The sequence below is a fragment of the Leclercia sp. UBA5076 genome (assembly GCF_002416465.1).
Taxonomy (GTDB): domain Bacteria; phylum Pseudomonadota; class Gammaproteobacteria; order Enterobacterales; family Enterobacteriaceae; genus Enterobacter.
The window spans coordinates 97,579-115,160 of the sequence record NZ_DIAO01000014.1; the positions used below are offsets into that span (position 1 = coordinate 97,579).

Annotated in this window: 19 protein-coding genes; 13 read left to right on the plus strand and 6 right to left on the minus strand. The window is 57.2% G+C overall.

Going from position 1 to position 17,582, the window contains the following annotated elements; translation table 11 throughout:
• Complete coding sequence (locus B3X29_RS13825; RefSeq protein ID WP_103178430.1) at positions 1-1,101, plus strand: DUF1615 domain-containing protein; 1,101 nt, start codon at positions 1-3, stop codon at positions 1,099-1,101.
• Here the strand turns inward: B3X29_RS13825 and B3X29_RS13830 are convergent.
• Positions 1,098-1,400 carry a DUF2755 family protein gene (locus B3X29_RS13830; protein ID WP_103178431.1) on the minus strand — a complete coding sequence of 101 codons (303 nt, stop codon included), beginning with the start codon at positions 1,398-1,400 and terminating at the stop codon, positions 1,098-1,100. The two genes, B3X29_RS13825 and B3X29_RS13830, sit on opposite strands and share 4 nt — an antisense overlap.
• A 246-nt stretch (positions 1,401-1,646) precedes the next feature.
• Here B3X29_RS13830 and B3X29_RS13835 point away from each other — a divergent pair, with 246 nt between their 5' ends.
• A complete protein-coding gene (locus B3X29_RS13835) occupies positions 1,647-1,865 on the plus strand; it encodes a DUF2754 domain-containing protein (RefSeq protein ID WP_039031465.1) in 219 nt (72 codons plus the stop codon).
• On the opposite strand, the gene ddlA is transcribed toward B3X29_RS13835, so the two are convergent.
• Positions 1,862-2,962: a D-alanine--D-alanine ligase gene (gene ddlA, locus B3X29_RS13840; RefSeq protein WP_156655435.1), complete on the minus strand. Its 1,101-nt coding sequence runs from the start codon at positions 2,960-2,962 to the stop codon at positions 1,862-1,864. The genes B3X29_RS13835 and ddlA overlap by 4 nt on opposite strands.
• Positions 2,963-3,068: 106 nt before the next feature.
• Here ddlA and B3X29_RS13845 point away from each other — a divergent pair, with 106 nt between their 5' ends.
• The 5 genes from B3X29_RS13845 (at position 3,069) to adrA (ending at position 7,508) form a co-directional block, all read left to right on the plus strand.
• Positions 3,069-3,788: an extensin family protein gene (locus B3X29_RS13845; protein ID WP_159339701.1), complete on the plus strand. Its 720-nt coding sequence runs from the start codon at positions 3,069-3,071 to the stop codon at positions 3,786-3,788.
• Between the two features lie 133 nt (positions 3,789-3,921).
• Positions 3,922-5,130 carry a multidrug efflux MFS transporter gene (locus tag B3X29_RS13850; RefSeq protein WP_103178434.1) on the plus strand — a complete coding sequence of 403 codons (1,209 nt, stop codon included), beginning with the start codon at positions 3,922-3,924 and terminating at the stop codon, positions 5,128-5,130.
• Positions 5,131-5,373: 243 nt separating this feature from the next.
• Positions 5,374-5,634 (plus strand): anti-adapter protein IraP, encoded by a 261-nt coding sequence (gene iraP / locus B3X29_RS13855; RefSeq protein ID WP_103178435.1) that lies wholly within the window; start codon positions 5,374-5,376, stop codon positions 5,632-5,634.
• Between the two features lie 347 nt (positions 5,635-5,981).
• Complete coding sequence (gene psiF / locus B3X29_RS13865; protein ID WP_103178436.1) at positions 5,982-6,302, plus strand: phosphate starvation-inducible protein PsiF; 321 nt, start codon at positions 5,982-5,984, stop codon at positions 6,300-6,302.
• 90 nt (positions 6,303-6,392) lie between these two features.
• Entirely contained in the window at positions 6,393-7,508 is a 1,116-nt protein-coding gene (gene adrA / locus B3X29_RS13870) for a diguanylate cyclase AdrA (protein ID WP_290554741.1), read from the plus strand.
• Between the two features lie 14 nt (positions 7,509-7,522).
• Here the strand turns inward: adrA and proC are convergent, their stop codons facing one another.
• Positions 7,523-8,332 carry a pyrroline-5-carboxylate reductase gene (gene proC, locus B3X29_RS13875; RefSeq protein WP_159339702.1) on the minus strand — a complete coding sequence of 270 codons (810 nt, stop codon included), beginning with the start codon at positions 8,330-8,332 and terminating at the stop codon, positions 7,523-7,525.
• An 86-nt stretch (positions 8,333-8,418) separates the two neighbouring features.
• On the opposite strand from proC, the gene B3X29_RS13880 reads away from it, so the two are divergent.
• From B3X29_RS13880 to ppnP, 5 genes are all read left to right on the plus strand, one after another.
• Positions 8,419-8,877 carry a YaiI/YqxD family protein gene (locus B3X29_RS13880; RefSeq protein ID WP_103178438.1) on the plus strand — a complete coding sequence of 153 codons (459 nt, stop codon included), beginning with the start codon at positions 8,419-8,421 and terminating at the stop codon, positions 8,875-8,877.
• 273 nt (positions 8,878-9,150) lie between these two features.
• Positions 9,151-9,675, plus strand: a complete 525-nt coding sequence (aroL, locus tag B3X29_RS13885; RefSeq protein ID WP_103178439.1) for a shikimate kinase AroL — start codon at positions 9,151-9,153, stop codon at positions 9,673-9,675.
• A gap of 51 nt (positions 9,676-9,726) precedes the next feature.
• Entirely contained in the window at positions 9,727-9,918 is a 192-nt protein-coding gene (gene yaiA, locus B3X29_RS13890; protein ID WP_103178440.1) for a protein YaiA, read from the plus strand.
• Between the two features lie 238 nt (positions 9,919-10,156).
• Positions 10,157-10,834 (plus strand): AroM family protein, encoded by a 678-nt coding sequence (locus tag B3X29_RS13895; protein ID WP_103178441.1) that lies wholly within the window; start codon positions 10,157-10,159, stop codon positions 10,832-10,834.
• Positions 10,835-10,906: 72 nt separating this feature from the next.
• On the plus strand, positions 10,907-11,191 hold the full coding sequence (ppnP, locus tag B3X29_RS13900) for a pyrimidine/purine nucleoside phosphorylase (protein WP_103178442.1): 285 nt from the start codon (positions 10,907-10,909) through the stop codon (positions 11,189-11,191).
• 45 nt (positions 11,192-11,236) lie between these two features.
• On the opposite strand, the gene rdgC is transcribed toward ppnP, so the two are convergent.
• Positions 11,237-12,148 (minus strand): recombination-associated protein RdgC, encoded by a 912-nt coding sequence (rdgC, locus tag B3X29_RS13905; RefSeq protein ID WP_039031486.1) that lies wholly within the window; start codon positions 12,146-12,148, stop codon positions 11,237-11,239.
• A gap of 124 nt (positions 12,149-12,272) precedes the next feature.
• Here rdgC and mak point away from each other — a divergent pair, with 124 nt between their 5' ends.
• Positions 12,273-13,178 carry a fructokinase gene (gene mak, locus B3X29_RS13910; RefSeq protein ID WP_201304741.1) on the plus strand — a complete coding sequence of 302 codons (906 nt, stop codon included), beginning with the start codon at positions 12,273-12,275 and terminating at the stop codon, positions 13,176-13,178.
• A gap of 36 nt (positions 13,179-13,214) precedes the next feature.
• Here mak and sbcC read toward each other — a convergent pair whose 3' ends face one another.
• On the minus strand, positions 13,215-16,346 hold the full coding sequence (sbcC, locus tag B3X29_RS13915) for an exonuclease subunit SbcC (protein ID WP_159339704.1): 3,132 nt from the start codon (positions 16,344-16,346) through the stop codon (positions 13,215-13,217).
• The gene (gene sbcD, locus B3X29_RS13920) at positions 16,343-17,548 is read right to left on the minus strand and encodes an exonuclease subunit SbcD (protein ID WP_159339705.1); all 1,206 of its coding nucleotides are present in this window, start codon (positions 17,546-17,548) and stop codon (positions 16,343-16,345) included. The genes sbcC and sbcD overlap by 4 nt, the downstream gene beginning before the upstream one ends.
• Between the last annotated feature and the right edge of the window lie 34 nt (positions 17,549-17,582).

Sequence of the window (17,582 nt, forward strand, 5' to 3'; positions counted from 1 at the left end):
ATGTCTTTTACCGTACCGCGCGCGTTACCCTTATCCCTGCTTGCCGCCCTGGTGTTGGCCGGGTGTGCTGAGCAAGGGGCTGCGCCGCTGAAAAAGGGCGAAAAGCCCGTCGACGTGGCAAGCGTGGTGCGGCAAAAAATGCCCGCCACGGTAAAAGACCGGGACCAGTGGGCCTCGGCGCTGGCGAAAACCTTTGAGAGCCAGAAGATTGCCCCTACCGAGGAGAATATCTGCTCGGTGCTGGCGGTGGCACAGCAGGAGTCGCTGTATCAGTCCGATCCGGCGGTGCCGGGGCTGAATAAAATCGCCTGGAAGGAGATTGACCGTCGCGCCGAAAAACTCCACATCCCGGTGTTTCTGGTCCACACGGCACTGAAAATCAAATCGCCAAACGGCAAGAGCTACAGCGAGCGGCTGGATACGGTGAAAACCGAGAAGCAGCTCAGCGCCATCTTCGATGACTTTATCAATATGGTGCCGATGGGACAGACGCTGTTTGGCTCTCTCAATCCGGTACATACCGGTGGTCCAATGCAGGTCAGTATCGCCTTTGCCGAAAAGCATACCGACGGCTATCCGTGGAAAATCGAGAACACGGTTCGCCAGGAGGTCTTCTCCCTGCGCGGCGGACTCTGGTTCGGCACTTACCATCTGCTGAACTACCCCGCCAGCTATACGGTGCCGCTCTACCGCTTTGCTGACTTTAACGCGGGCTGGTATGCGAGCCGCAATGCGGCGTTCCAGAATGCCGTCAGCCGCGCCAGTGGGGTGAAGCTGGCCCTGGATGGCGATCTGATCGCCTATGGCAGCAGTAACGCAGGGAAGACGGAGCTGGCGGTGCGCAAGCTTTCAGGCAAGCTGGACATGAGCGACAGTGAGATCCGTCGGCAGCTGGAGAAGGGTGACAGCTTTGCGTTTGAGAAAACCGAGCTCTATCAGCAGGTCTTTAAACTGGCGGAGCAGAAGAGTGGCAAGGCGTTACCGAGAGCGATGCTGCCGGGGATCCAGCTTGAGAGCCCGAAAATCACCCGCAATCTGACGACAGCCTGGTTTGCCCAGCGCGTTGACGATCGCCGGGCGAAGTGCATGGCGCTCAACTAGCGATAACGGCGCCAGCGCACGTAGAGGGCAACGGCGCCCAACACCACCAGCCCGACAAGGAAGGGGATCAACCCGAAGACGGTGCTGACACCGAGCCCAATCTCAACGCGCGGACGGCCGCTCTCTTCGACCTGCATCAGGTGCTCATAGACGCCGGGAGCATGCACCAGAATATTGAGCAGCTGTGAGCCAGCCCAGAAGCAGAAAAGCACAAACAGCGCGTATGCAATATTTCCTGCCGTGGAGGTTTTTGGTTGCCTGGTGTTGTAGATGGGCTTTGACATCGTAAAATCTGCCATACATACCTCCGAGTGTTCTGACTGGCTATGTGCCTGTTGTACACGTCAAGTTTGACAGCTCATGGCTGTTGTCAATATCGGAATGTTGGTAAATTGGCCTGGAGAATTCTCCTGGTTTGTCGAATTTTGCCGCACATCACAGATTTTTTACTTAAGTGAAATCCCCGCACATTTCAGATTTTCCGCACAGGCCGCAGACCTGAAGACAAATCTGTGCGAGGATAGATTTTTTCTTCTGGAGCGACCATGAAACTGCCTGCCAAAATTCGCCGTGACTGGCATTTCTACGCCTTTGCTATTGGGCTTATCTTTATTCTGAATGGGGTGGTGGGGCTGCTGGGCTTCGAAGCGAAAGGCTGGCAGACCTATGCGGTAGGGCTGGTGACCTGGGTTGTCAGCTTCTGGCTGGCGGGGTTTATTATTCGCCGTCGCCCGGAAGAGACGACGGCGAACGACGCGGATTAACCGTTTACTGAAATCTGCAGGGCGCTGTCAGCGGCATGTCGCTCCAGCGCCAGCTCAATCAGGCGGGTGATCAGATCCGGGTAGCTGAGACCGCTGGCCTGCCACAGTTTCGGGTACATGCTGATGTTGGTGAAGCCGGGCAGGGTGTTGATCTCATTGATCACCACGCGGTTGTCCGCCGTTAAGAAGACGTCGACGCGCGCCATACCGCGACAGCCCAGCGCCTGATAGGCTTCGATGGCAATTCCACGGATCGCGTCGTTAACGTCAGCCTCCAGCGCCGCGGGTACCACCACCTGCGCGCCCTTGTCATCAATGTATTTGGTGTCGTAGGAATAGAAGTCGCTGTTCAGCACCACTTCGCCACAGGTACTGGCCTGCGGGAAATCATTGCCCAGCACCGCGCATTCAATCTCACGCCCTTTAATTCCCTGCTCAACCACCACTTTATGATCGAAGGTGAACGCCAGACGTACCGCTTCGCTGAACTGCGCTTCGCTGTTCACTTTGCTGACGCCCACGGAGGAGCCCTGGTTAGCCGGTTTGACGAACAGCGGCAGGCCGAAGCGGGCGCTGAGATCGGCAAAGGTGTGTTGCTCGCGGTTGGCGCGGGTCAGGGTAACAAAGGGCGCCACGTTCAGGCCAGCGTCACGCAGCAGGCGTTTAGTGACATCTTTATCCATGCAGGCGGCAGAACCGAGGACATCGGAGCCGACGAACGGCAGGTTCGCCATGCGCAGCATCCCCTGCAGGGAGCCATCTTCACCCAGCGTGCCGTGGACAATCGGGAAAATGACGTCGAGCTGTGAAAGCGTCTGTCCGGTACCGGCATCGATAAGCTGGCCCTGCGTCACGCCCGGCACGGTAGCAACGCTGACCTCAGACGGATTCAGCGCAATATGCGCCGGATCGTCGGCGTTAAGCAGATAGCCCTGCTCGTCGTTAATGTGCCATTGACCCTGTTTATCAATGCCCAGCAGCACGACCTCAAAGCGGCTCTTATCAATCGCGTTAACGATATTTTTGGCCGATTGCAGCGACACTTCGTGCTCTGCTGATTTTCCCCCAAAGACAATACCTACCCGCAACTTCGCCATCACGTACACTCATCCACTCAGACTCAAAACCCCTACCATATCACGATGCCCGGCGGGATTCGCCGCCTTCTGCCATAATGTTTTGACACATTGCGAAGGGGGGTGAGTGAAAGGAAAAAGCCTGATTATCTGTCTAATCCTCATTGCTGCGGCTATTGCGGGCTACCGCTGGCTGCCGTCTTATTACAATCCGTTTGCACCGCTCACGCTTGACGATCCCCCCGGTACCCTGACCCAGTTTAAGCTCCGTCGCCTGACGCCTGAGCATTGTGATGTGCTGCTGGCGCAGGCTAATGCGCGTCAGCTGATCCGCACCCAGGCGGTGGCCGACAGCACGGGAGAGTGTCCGCTGAGTGATGTGGTGCGCGTGCGTAGTTTTGGCTCCGTCAGTCTTAGCAGCAGTTTTCTTGCCAGCTGCCCGCTGGCGCTCAGCTCGGCGTTGTTCGTCAACCAGCAGGCCCGGCCCATCACCGAAACCATGATGGGCAGCGGTCTGTCGCGCATTGACCATTTCGGCAGCTTTGCCTGCCGCAATATCTATCACCGCGCCAACGCCCGACGCAGCGAGCATGCCACCGCCGAGGCGCTGGATATCAGCGGCTTTACCCTGGAAAACGGTCAGCGAATTTCGGTTCTGCGCGGCTGGAAGAGTGCCTCCACCGAACCCTGGCTGCGTGCGCTACTCAGTGCCAGCTGCGGCTATTTCGGTAACGCGCTGGGCCCGGACTATAACGCCGCCCACGCCAACCATTTTCACCTTGGGATGCGGGGGGTTGGCTACTGCCCGCAAAGCATAAATCACCAGCAAAAAGGGGAAAATATGTGACATATTTCACAAATATGATGACTGGGAAGATAAAACCCCAAAGAGACGCCGGGCGCATCTCTGACAACGTCCGGTGAAAGGTAACTTGCTAATCTGATAACGAATTTACGTAATATGAAGACAGTGCTCGCCTATGGAATCGTGGAAGGTTAACCTTATTTCGGTCTGGTTTGGTTGTTTTTTCACCGGCCTTGCCATCAGCCAGATTTTGCCGTTTTTGCCGCTGTATGTCTCCCAGCTTGGCGTCTCGTCGCACGAAGCGTTGTCGATGTGGTCAGGGCTCACCTTCAGCGTCACGTTTCTGGTTTCGGCCATCGTCTCGCCCATGTGGGGCAGCCTTGCGGACCGTAAAGGGCGCAAGCTGATGCTGCTGCGCGCCTCGCTCGGCATGGCGATTGCGATCCTGCTCCAGGCCTTTGCCACCAACGTCTGGCAGCTTTTTCTGCTGCGCGCGCTGATGGGGCTGACCTCCGGTTATATTCCTAACGCGATGGCGCTGGTGGCGTCGCAGGTTCCCCGGGAGCGCAGCGGCTGGGCCATCAGTACTCTGTCGACGGCGCAAATCAGCGGCGTGATCGGCGGCCCGCTGATGGGCGGCTTTCTGGCAGACCATGTGGGTCTGCGCGCGGTATTTCTGATCACAGCGATCCTGCTGGTGGTAAGTTTTCTGGTAACGCTGTTTCTGATCAAAGAGGGGGTTCGCCCCACCGTCAGCAAGGCGGAGCGGCTGAGCGGCAGGGCGGTCTTTGCCTCGCTCCCTTATCCGGGCCTGATGATCAGCCTGTTCATCACCACCATGGTTATCCAGCTTTGCAACGGCTCGGTGGGGCCGATCCTCGCGCTGTTTATTCAGTCGATGGCACCCGAGAGCAATAATATCGCCTTCCTCAGCGGGATGATTGCCGCGGTGCCGGGGATCTCCGCGTTGATGTCCGCCCCACGTCTGGGCAAGCTCGGGGACCGCATCGGCACCGGGCGTATTTTGATGGCGACGCTTATTGTGGCGGTGGTGCTCTTTTTCGCCATGTCCTTTGTCACCACCCCTTTGCAGTTGGGCGTGCTGCGCTTTCTACTCGGCTTTGCGGATGGCGCCATGCTGCCCGCCGTACAGACCCTGCTGATTAAGTACTCCAGCGATCGGGTCACCGGACGGATCTTCGGTTATAACCAGTCGTTTATGTATCTTGGGAATGTTGCCGGTCCGTTGATGGGTGCCGCGGTCTCGGCGATGGCCGGTTTCCGCTGGGTATTTGCCGCCACCGCTGTGGTGGTGCTGGTAAACATTCTGCAACTGGCGTGGGCGATGCGCCAGCGCCGCCTGCAGGAAGTCCGCCGTTCTTAATGTAGCTATATAATATATTGATATCTGGCCGCCATTATCATTCCTGTGAAATGGCGGTTCTTGTTTTTAATTCAGGTTACGCAGAAAAAAAGAAAAATTTAATTTAAGTCGCATTTTTACCAGCCGTACAGAAACGCATTTATGCGCCATGTGGGATTTCCTTAAAAATAGTACTTTTACCCACTTTGCAAGTCTCAATCATAATGATAACGTCGCAAAAAAACGTGATAAGGAAATAGCGCTGTGAAAAATCTAATTGCAGAGTTGTTAGTTAAGCTGGCAGAAAAGGAAGAAGAGTCAAAAGAGCTTGTGGTTCAGGTTGAAGCGCTGGAAATAGTGGTCACCGCCCTGCTACGACAGATGGCGCAAAGCGATCAACAGGCGCTGATCGAAAGCGTGGAAGGCGCGCTGGATGAGGCCAGGCCAGATGCACAGGTTCCGGCCCAGGACAGCGAAATGCTGCAGCAATACGTAAAAAAGCTGCTACGGCACCCGCGCAGCTGACCCGTTATTTGACCTGAGTTGTTGTCAAAAACCGTCACCCCGGTTGCCTGTCGTCGCTCTGTTTTATTTTTATCTTTCCTCAATGGGAAAAATAAGTGAAACAGAGCGCACGTTATATTCCATAGCTTACCTCGCGACATTATCCCCACAATTTATGCTGTAAATGTTCTCTCTATCCTGGTACCGGGTATATCACGCTGCCGCCGGCCCAACATATTATTCTGCTTATTAGCGACGGCATGAGCCACGCCGAAATAACCGCTGTGCGAAATTATCCCGATGGCGCGGGTGGTTTTTTTAGCAGTACGAACCAGACTTAAGGAGATCATTCACAGAAGGAAAGTGCTATGAAAATCACACTACTGGCGACCCTGCTCCTTGGCCTGTTCTCTCTTACTCCCGCGGGGGCGCAAGATCAGCCGCTCACACCGCAACAGCAACGTATGACCACCTGCAATCAGCAGGCGACCGCCCAGGACCTGAAGGGCGACTCCCGTAAGAGCTACATGAGCGATTGCCTGAAAAACGCCTCCTCTAAACCCAACGAAAAAAGCCTGACGCCGCAACAACAAAGGATGCGTGAATGTAACTCCCAGGCGACCCAACAATCCCTTAAAGGGGACGACCGGAGTAAGTTCATGAGCGCCTGCCTGAAGAAAACTGGCTAGTTCAAAAGGGTGAGCGTTCCGTTTGGCTCACCCGAAATATCATACTTAGCGCCAGATAAGCCTTTCTATAATTTGGGAAAATGCTTTTGAGTGTTCCCAATGACCATGAATGATGAAAACATTTACAGCAAAGTCTATGCCCGGGAAGGGATAAATCTGGCGCTTTCGGCGGATGAGCATCATCGCTCAGGAATTCGTCTGGCCCGTCGTTTACGGCTCCCGCGTGCGGCGGGCCTGGCTTTTCTGTTTTTCCCTGTTGCCAGCGTGCTGACCGCGCAATCGGTTAACGGCGTCTGGTGGCTTTTGCTGGTTGGCTGGGCCTTTGTCTGGCCCCATCTGGCCTGGCAACTGGCGATGCGCTCTGCCAATCCCCATCACAATGAGATGTTTAACCTCAAAGTCGATGCCATTATGGCCGGGGTATGGATTGGACTGATGGGCGTTAACGCCATGCCTACCGCGGCGCTGGTCATGATGATGAGCATGAACCTGATGGGCGTGGGGGGGATTAGGCTGTGTGGTACAGGATCATTGATGACCGCGCTGGCGGCGCTGGTTACCCAGCAGCTGATGCACATTCCGGCAGGCTTTATCAGTACCCCGCTTGAGGTCTGGCTCGCCCTGCCGGGGATTGTTGGTTATCCGATGCTGTTTGCCTGGGTAAGCTTCCGTACAACCAGCCGTCTGGTGGAACATAAGCGCCGTCTTGAGTTGATGAGTACTCTGGATGGGATGACAGGGGTATACAACCGTCGTCACTGGGAAGTGTTGCTGCGTACAGAATTTGAAAACTGCCGTCGCTATCACCGGAGCGCCACGATCCTGCTGATCGATATCGATCACTTCAAAGGCATTAATGATACCTGGGGCCATGACGTAGGCGATCAGGCGATTCTCGCCGTGACCCGTCAGCTACAACTGACGTTACGCGCCAGCGATATGATTGGTCGCTTTGGCGGCGATGAGTTCGCGGTAATCATGAGCGGAACGCCAGCGGAAAACGCTATTGCGGCAATGTCGCGGGTCCATGAACGGCTGGCGGAACTGCGCCTGCCGGGCGCTCCGCAGGTAAAGCTCTGCATCAGCGTCGGTGTTGCGCCGCTCACGACGTCGATGGTGCATTATCAGGAATGGTTAAAAGCGGCGGATATTGCACTTTATAAGGCGAAAAATGCCGGACGTAACCGTACCGAAGTGGCCGCCTGACGTCCGGCTGTCGGTCAGGATTTGCTTAGCAGCTCTGACTTTTCCATGCACTTGTTCATGGCTTCAATGACCGCTGCCCGGAAACCGCGCTCCTCCAGCACCCGCACCGCTTCAATGGTTGTGCCGCCCGGAGAGCAGACCATATCTTTCAGTTCGCCCGGATGTTTGCCGGTTTCCAGCACCATTTTGGCGGAGCCCATTACCGCCTGCGCCGCAAATTTATAGGCCTGCGCGCGCGGCATCCCGCCCAGCACCGCGGCATCTGCCATCGCTTCGATAAACATAAACACGTAGGCGGGCGCTGAACCGCTGACGCCCACCACCGGGTGGATCATCGCCTCGGCAATCACTTCGGCCTCTCCGAAGCAGCGGAAAATATTGACGACATCGGCAACCTCTTCGGGGGTCACCAGCGCGTTAGGGGTGATAGAGGTCATGCCCGCTTTTACCAGCGACGGCGTGTTGGGCATGGCGCGGACGATTTTACGGTCGTGGCCCAGCGCGCGCGCCAGCTGATCGAGGGTGATGCCTGCCGCGATAGAGACCACCAGCGTCTCTTTATTGAGGCTGGAGGTGATATCGCTCAGGACTTTCACCATCATGTTCGGCTTCACCGCGCCGAAGACGATATCGGCCACCTGGGCCACTTCCTGGGCGCTTTGCGCGGCGTTAATCCCGTACCGATCGTGCAGGGCGGCGACCTTGTCCGGTGATGGGATGTAGACCCAAATCTGGCCAGGCTGCACCTGACCGCTGGCAATCAGACCGCCGAGAATGGCTTTGCCCATATTACCGCAGCCGATAAAACCGATTTTCTTCTCCATCACGTCTCCCTCTTAAACTTTGTTATGATTGTGGCACTTTAGCCTATCAGGTTTTGTTACGCAGCATTATATGCCGGAGAGAGAAGATGGCGATTTGGGTGGATGCCGATGCGTGTCCCAATGTGATTAAAGAGATCCTGTTTCGTGCTGCCGAGCGCGTACAGATGCCGCTGACGCTGGTGGCGAACCAGAACCTGCGCGTGCCGCCGTCCCGTTTTATCCGTTCCTTGCGCGTACCGGCCGGCTTTGATGTGGCCGATAACGAAATTGTACGCCTGTGCAGCGCGGACGATCTGGTGATCACCGCCGATATTCCACTGGCGGCGGAGGTGCTGGAGAAAGGGGCCGCAGCGCTCAATCCGCGCGGCGAGCGTTATTCGCCAGCTACTATCCGTGAAAAGCTGACGATGCGTGATTTTATGGACACGATGCGCGCCAGCGGCGTGCAGACCGGCGGGCCGGACAGCCTCTCCCAGCGCGACAGGCAGCAGTTCGCCGCCGAGCTGGACAAATGGCTGCTGGAAGTGAAGCGCCGCCAGGGGTAATCATCGCTGCGTGAGCGGTTTTGGTCATTATTACCACAATCCGGGGTTGTCAACGGCGGGTGGGTTCAGGTAAGGTGAGCGCACCGTTTAGTGCAATTTTTTCTTTACAGGATAACCCTCGCTATCTCTTGGGTTGACTTAACTGTCAGTTTAATATCACGCCTGATGTAATAATTATTTTACGGTTAACGTGTGTACTAGCTTAATGGTATCATTGCGCTCTTTTCGACTTCACGCACCGCATGCGCGCGGCATCAAAGGGAACACCTGGTCATGACCCAGCCTATTTTTTTAATTGGCCCCCGCGGCTGTGGCAAAACCACCGTCGGTCTTGAACTGGCTCGTCTGTGTCAGAGTGAATTTGTCGATACCGATCACTGGCTACAGACCCATGCCGGGCAAAGCATCGCTGAGATTGTTGAGCAGGAAGGGTGGGAGAGTTTTCGCGCCCGCGAAACGGCGACCCTCGAGGCGGTGACTGCAGGCTCCGGCATTATTGCCACCGGCGGCGGCATTATTTTGTCCGCTTACAACCGTCAGTTTATGCGTGAAAAGGGCCGGGTGATCTATCTTTGTGCCCCGGTGCCGGTGCTGGTCGGGCGTCTCGAAGCCTCGCCAGAAGAGGGACAGCGCCCAACCCTGACCGGCAAACCTATCAGCGAAGAGGTGAGTGCAGTGCTGGCGGAGCGTGATGCGCTCTATCGCGAAGCCGCTCACCACGTGGTGGACGCCTCCCTTCCTCCTGCGCAAGTGGTGCAAAATATCGTCGCTGCGCTTCATCTGGCATGCGCCAGCTAACTGATGTCTATACTGATAGTTCAGCCAACCTAATAAAATAAAGGATGAACTATGCCAACCAGACCTCCCTATCCGCGTGAAGCCCGTATTGTTGCCGTTGAGAAAGGCGCAACGGGCAAGACTGTCACCTGGTATCAGCTGCGTGCTGACCACCCGAAACCGGATTCACTGATCAGTGAACATGAAACGGAGCAGGAAGCGAAGGATGCGAAAGTGCGCTACGAAGATCCCGATAAAGCCTGAATTAAATCTGAATACGGTCAAAACCGTACCGTAATCACACTATTCAAAAAGCGTAAACATTAAACGGAGGGTAATGTTCAGGTTTAACAGACACATTCTGTCAGGCACGTGGATCTTTACATTCCAGCGGTTGAATCTGCTGCTACGCTTTTCAGCACTTTTTCCTGAACAGCGAACTGTGCAGCGAAGTGTGCCTGTATCTGTGTCACGGTAGTGGTTGTATAGAAAGGCGAGAACGATGAAGGCAACATTGGCGATCCTCACGATTGGGGTAGTCCCGGTAAGCGAAGTACTACCGCTCTTAACGGAGCATATTTCTGCGCAACAAATTACGCATCACAGTTTGCTCGGTACGCTGAGCCGGGAAGAGGTCATGGAAGACTACGCCCCTGAACCGGGCGAGGCGCAGCTGCCTACCCTGCTCAGCGACGGCGAGCTGGGAAACGTCTCGTTGCCGAAGATCGCGTGCGCCCTGCAAGGCGTGATCGAAGTACTCGATAACCAGGGCTATGAGGTGATCCTGCTGATGAGCACCGCGCCCATCACTGGCCTCGTCGCCCGCAATGCGATTTTGCTTGAGCCGACGCGGATCATCCCGCCGCTGGTCGGATCGATTGTCGATGGCCATCAGGTGGGGGTGATCGTGCCGATCCCTGAGCTGATGGAGAACCAGTCCCGCAAATGGCAGTGCCTGGTTAAGGCGCCGCTGCTTGCTGTAGCCAATCCTTTCTGGGACAGCGAAGAGAAACTGATCGACGCCGGGCGCGATCTGCTGGCCCGCGGCGCAGATGTCCTGATGCTCGATTGTCTTGGTTTTCATCAACATCACCGTGATTTACTGCAAAAACACCTGGACGTGCCGGTGCTGTTATCAAACGTGCTGGTGGCCCGGCTGGCCTCGGAATTGCTGGTCTGATGATTTTGCGTGACAGGTACGGAGTGTCACCCCTATATTGGGTTGACAACCAACGACAATAAGGACCAGTCCATGCTTCAGACTAATGAATACTTTTCCGGTAAAGTGAAGTCCATCGGTTTTACCAGCAGCATTACTGGCCGCGCCAGTGTTGGCGTAATGGAAGAGGGGGAGTACGCCTTCGGTACCGCGCAGCCAGAAGAGATGACCGTGGTGAGCGGCTCGCTCAAAGTGTTACTGCCGGGGGAAACGGAGTGGAAAGTCTATAACCCGGGCGATGTTTTCAACGTGCCAGGCCACAGCGAATTCCATCTGCAGGTTGCGGAACCTGCCTCTTATCTGTGTCGTTATCTGTAAAAAAAAGAGCCGGGTTAACCCGGCTCCGATCTCTGGTATGAAGCATTAACGCTGTGCTTCGCCGCCCAATCCTTCTACTACGCTCTTAATCAACGCCGCCAGTTCACCCGTCATCAGAATGAAGTCAGCATCAAAACGCTGGGCATAGTCGTCCCGGTCGATATCGTCGTTCTGATCGCGCAGCTCGTCGGAAAACTTCAGACGCTTGATCGAGCCATCGTCACACATCATGAACTGAATGCGCTGCTGCCAGTCGAGGGCCAGCTTGGTCACCAGTTTGCCAGCTTCGATATGCACGGCGATCTCATCGCTGACCAGCTCCTGCTTCTTGGCGCGGATCACGCCCCCATCTTCCAGGATCGCTTTCAGCTCGGCTTCGTCCAGCAGTTGGAAGCCCTGCGGGACATTGTTGCCCCGTACCCACTCGGTGAGGGTCAGCTCGATCGGGTTTTCCATCGTCAGCGGCACCACCGGCAGCGAACCGAGGCTTTTACGCAGTAACGCCAGAGTATCTTCTGCTTTTTTGGCGCTGGCGCAGTCGACCATAATCAGGCCGTTAACCGTGTCGATCCACATCATTGTCTGGCTGAAGCGGCTAAAGGCGCGCGGCAGCAGGGAGTGCAGCACTTCGTCTTTCAGCGAATCTTTCTCAGTTTTTTTCAGCTTACGGCCCTGTTCGGCTTCCAGCTTAAAAATTTTGGCTTCCAGCGCCTGCTTCACCACTGGCGTCGGCAGGATCTTCTCTTCCTTACGCGCGCAGATGATGATTTGACCATTGGTAGTGTGGGTCAGCGCATCGCTCTGTGATCCCATAGGCGGAACCCATCCGGTTTTGGCCATATCCTGGCTGCCACACGGGGTAAATGCGTAAAGGTCTAACTGTTTTTCCATCTCGTCTGCACGCAGTTCGATATCGCGGCTGAGACGGTAAACCATCAAATTTTTGAACCACAGCATGATAATTTCCACGGTCTTGTCGTTTAATTCAGCGGGCATGATAGCGAATTGTCGCATCGCTTGCATTGCTAATCGGGTAGCAGGCTTCTACTCTGTTGATAATCAAAATAATGAGGAACGTTCTGTGCGAATTGGTATTGATCTCGGCGGCACGAAAACAGAAGTCATTGCCCTTGGCGAGCAGGGGGAGCAGCTGTTCCGCCATCGCCTCCCTACCCCGCGTGACGACTACCGGCAGACCATTGAAACCATCGCTACTCTGGTGGAGATGGCCGAAAAGGCCACCGGCCAGACCGGCACGGTCGGTATGGGGATCCCGGGGTCGATTTCGCCCTATACCGGGGTGGTGAAAAACGCCAACTCGACCTGGCTTAACGGCCAGCCTTTTGACCGCGATTTAAGCCAGCGCCTGAACCGTGAAGTCCGGCTGGCCAACGACGCCAACTGCCTGGCGGTGTCAGAGGCCATCGACGGCGCCGCGGCGGGGGCACAGACCGTATTTGCGGTGATCATCGGTACCGGCTGCGGCGCAGGCGTGGCCTTTGGCGGGCGCGCCCATATTGGCGGCAACGGCACGGCTGGCGAGTGGGGACACAATCCGCTGCCGTGGATGGATGAAGACGAACTGAAGTACCGCGCTGAAGTGCCGTGCTACTGCGGCAAACAGGGCTGTATCGAGACCTTTATCTCCGGCACCGGCTTCGCCACCGATTACCGTCGTCTGAGCGGGCATCCGCTAAAAGGCAACGAGATCATGCGTCTGGTGGAAGAGCAGGACGCCGTCGCGGAGCTGGCGCTCAGCCGCTATGAAATGCGGCTGGCGAAGTCGCTGGCGCACGTGGTGAACATTCTCGACCCGGATGTGATCGTCCTGGGCGGCGGCATGAGCAACGTTGACCGTCTCTATAGCACCGTTTCCCAGCTGGTGAAGCAGTGGGTGTTTGGCGGCGAATGCGAAACCCCGATCCGTAAAGCGGTGCACGGCGACTCCAGCGGCGTACGCGGCGCAGCCTGGCTGTGGCCAAACTGACAGGGCAAAAGCCGGGTGACGCGTAGCGCTCCCGGCTTACAAAACAGCAAACTCCTTATCCAGCCTGCTGTACCCCAGCCCGTTAATCTTCTTCACTTTGATCTGCACCGGGATGCGCTCCTTCATCGCCTCGACGTGGCTGATCACCCCAATGGTTTTGCCGCTGGCATTCAGCGCATCCAGCGCGTCCAGGGCGGTATCCAGCGTTTCGCTGTCCAGGGTGCCGAAGCCCTCGTCGAGGAACAGCGAATCAATTTGCGTTTTGTGGCTCACCAGGTCGGAAAGCGCCAGCGCCAGCGCCAGGCTTACCAGAAAACTTTCGCCACCGGAGAGGGTGCGGGTATCGCGCACGGCATCCGCCTGCCAGGTATCCATCACCTCCAGCTCCAGCGCGTCGCTGGCCTTGCGTTGCAGCAGGTAGCGGCCATGCAGACGCATCAGCTGCTGGTTGGCGAGCCATACCAGGTTGTCGAGAGTTAAGCCCTGGGCAAACTTACGGAAGCGATCCCCCTCTTTGGAACCGATCAGCGCATTAAGATAACCCCAGTCATCCGCCAGGCGGGCCGCCTCCTCAATTTGTTGCATCAGTGCCTGCTGGTGCTGGCGATTGTCGCTGTCCTGTTTAAGCTGCTGGCGGATCTCCCCCTGGCGGGTGGTGTTTTCCCGCAGTTTCAGGCCGAGCTGCTGAAGCTGTTCCTGCAGGGCCGGCGCGTCCGTCGTCAGGCCCGCCGGACGTTGTTCCAGATGTTCGTTCAGTCGTTGACCGGCCTGCTGAAGCAGGGCCGTGGTCTGCTGGATCTGATTCTCCAGAGTCTGTTTCAACTGCTCCAGACGCCGAACCGTATCGCCATCCAGCAGGGCCGCCAGAAATGTCTCCCGATCGCTAAAGATGCTGGCAGCCAGCGCGGCGGCAAACTGCGCCTGCGATTGTTGTAAACGTTCGCTTTCCAGCGTGTACTGCTGCTGCAGCGTGGCGAGCTGGCTTTGCAGGGAGACGCACTCGGTATGGATTTCGCGCCAGTTATCCGGGATCGCACTTTCCACCTGCTTGGAATCCGTTGCCGGAAGGGTCTCCAGCAGCGGTGCCAGGGCGGTGATGCGCTCCCGCAGGGCGCTGTGCTGAGTCTGCCGCTCCTGCCAGGCCAGCGACTCTTTTTCCCGTTCCGCAAGCCAGGCCGACTCGGTACCGTCCTCCGGTGCCGCCAGCGACAGGGCATGAAGCGTTTGCGCCATAGCCGTGCGCGTCGCCAGAAGCTGCTGCTGGTAAAGCTGAAGCTGGGCTTCCTCTTCACTCAGCTGGCTTTGCAGGGTCAGGCGTTGGCTCAGCTGGTAAAGCTGCTGTTCGTACTGCTCCTGTTTAGCCAGCCATGGGGCGATGTCGTCCTGAATGTTCAACTGCACAGAGAGGGTTTCACACACCGCATTCCACTCTTTAGTGAGCGCTTGCTCATCCTGAAAGAGCGTCTGCGCTTCGCTTGTTTCGCGCTGAAGCTGGCTGTTTAGCGCATTTACCTGCCCCAGAACCAGCAGGCCTTCCTCTTTGAGTGCGGCGACCTCCTTTTCCATCGCATCCCGGCGGCGCTGGTTTCCGGTGAGCGCCAGGGCCTGGTATTGGGCAATGGCCGGATGTTCGGTAGAGCCGCAGAGCAGGCAGGGCTTTCCGGCCTCCAGTTCCGCCCGGTAGCTCTCCAGCTTCTTAATCTTCTCTTCCTGCTCACATAAGGTTTTGAGATCGAGATAGTGCTGGTTTTTCTCTTTGTACTGCTGGCGGCGTAGCGTCAGGGTTTCGTTCAGTTTTGCCAGCTCGGCCTGGGCCTTTTGCACGCTTTCGCGAGTCTGCCGCGATCGCTGTTGCAGAGGCTGATAGCGGGCATGCAGGGTAGTCAGGCGCTGGCGTGCCGCGCGGGACTGCGTCTGGAGTGCCATCTCGCTGGCGGTCTGTTCTGCGGTAAGCGTCAGAGCGCTCTCCGGTAATCCCGCCAGCTTCTGGCGTAACGCCGTGATACGCCCGGTCAGCGTCGCGATCTGGGTTTTATCGCGATTAAGCTGGGTGAAGTGGGCGCGCCAGCCTGCAATCTCCTGGCCCCACTGGCGGAAGCGGTCGTGGTTGGTAAGCCACTGGGTGAGTGCAGCCAGCTCGGTTTGCAGCCTGTCGTGCGTGCGCAGCGCCCCGTTACGAATGCCTGAACGCAGCGCCGTACTGGACTGTAAGCGAGTATTCACATCCAGCATCTGCTGTTCCGTCTGCGAAAGCTGGGCAAGCTGCTCCTGCTGCCGCTCCCAGTGCGGGCGCAGCAGGGCCGCAGGCTGGGCGAGATGCAGTTTTTCCAGCTCCGGCGTGGCGTCCGTCAGGGCCTGCTGCGCCTGTTGCTGCGCGGCCTTCGATCGCTGTTGCTCCCGCACCAGCTCATCGTGGCGGGTAAGCCACTGATAATCCTTCTGGAGTCCCTGCTGCTGCGCCAGCAGTTGCGCTTCTTCGTCAGTAAGTACCTGCAAACCTTGCTGAAGCTGCTGTAGCTGATCTTCGCTGAGCAACACCACGCCGGCCGCCTGGGCCTGGCGCTTCTCCAGCTCGCTGCGTGCCGCCTTATGTTTTTCAAACACCATGGCGGAGATCTGGCCGTAGATTTCCGTGCCGGTCAGCTCCTCGAGCAGCTCGGCGCGCTCTTTCGGTTTGGCGTTCAGAAAGGCGGCGAATTGCCCCTGGGATAAGAGCATCGAGCGGGTAAAGCGGTCATAGTCCAGCCCGGTCAGAGAGGCAACCAGCTCCAGCTTGTCCTTCACTTTATCTGCGAGGATCTTACCGTCCTTGCACTGGGCGAGCTCCACGCGGGGCACCTGCAGGTTGCCGTCCGGCTGGTTGCGCGCCCGGTTCTGGCTCCAGAATGCACGATAAGCTACCCCTTTGACTTCAAACTCGACCTCGGCGAGGCACTCGGCGGTGTCGCGGGTCATCAGATCGTTTTGCGATTGCGAGACCGTATTCAGGCGCGGCGTCTCGTGGTAAAGCGCCAGGCAGATGGCATCCAGCAGGGTGGTTTTCCCGGCGCCGGTTGGGCCGGTGATGGCAAACAGGCCATTGCTGAGGAAGGGTTCGGCGGTAAAGTCGATTTTCCATTCGCCCTTGAGCGAGTTAAGGTTTTTCAGGCGCAGGCTGAGAATTTTCATGCCTCATCCTCTTCATTTCTGAGGGCGTGGATCGTGTGGCTGAACAGCTCGTTTAGCCGGGCCCGCTGGGTATCATCCAGGGTTTCCTGGGCGAGTCGGCGCTCAAAAACCTCCTCAACCCGCAGCTCGCTGAGGGTTTCACGCAGGTTGCTGGCAAGGCTTCTCTCGCGCTGCTCGCGACTGCGCCGCACCAGCAGGACCTCTACCGGCAGATCGTCCGTCAGCTGCTGGATCTTACGCTGCATATCGTGCAGGTACTCCTCGGTGGTGAGTTCGATATCCAGCCAGACGGGAGGCGTCTGCTCCACGCCGCGCCACTGCTCAAGCTGGGCGGTGATCGCCGCCAGATCGCCCTTCAGCACCGCCAGCAGCTGGGTAATGGGCACCTCAAGCGATTCGACGCTGCTGAGCTTGCCCTGGTCGAAACTCACCAGATGAACGCATTTGCTTTTGCCGGTTTCATCAAAGCTGAGGGGGATAGGGGAGCCGCAGTAGCGGATATGTTCGCAACCGCCAATCATCTGCGCCCGGTGGATATGGCCCAGCGCTATATAGTCAGCGGCCGGGAAGTGCTGCGCGGGAAACGCATCCAGCGTACCGATATAGATGTCACGTACCGCGTCACTTTTACTGGCGCCGACGGTGGTGAGATGCCCGGTGGCGATAATCGGCAGTACGCTGTCGCCGCGAAGCGCGCAAGCCTGGGTATATTGCTCGGCATAATAGTGGGTAATGGCCTGCAACAGCTGCTGCTGTTTCTCAAGCCCGGAGAGGCCCGCCTGGCTTCGCACCACGTCCCGGGGGCGTAAAAACGGGATCGGGCAGAGTACCGCGCCGGGGGTGCCGTCGCGTCGGGTCAGAATTTGCGGCCCATGTCCGGCGCTGGCGACCACGGTGGTGTTGAGAAACGCCAGAATCTCACGGGATTCGTTCAGCGTGGCGACGGAATCATGGTTGCCGGCCACAATCACCAGATGGCAGCCGGTTTTTTGCAGATTGACCACGAAACGGTTATAGAGCTCGCGCGCGTAGCTGGGCGGCGAGCCGGTATCAAAAATATCCCCGGCCACGAGGATGGCATCCACGTCATGCGATTGCGCCATCTCAAGCAGCCAGTTGAGAAACGCTTCATGTTCGGTGGCGCGGCTTTTACTGTAAAAATTTTGTCCCAGGTGCCAGTCCGAGGTGTGAAGTATGCGCATAACAGATCCGTGGCAAAAAATGGTTAGCGGGATT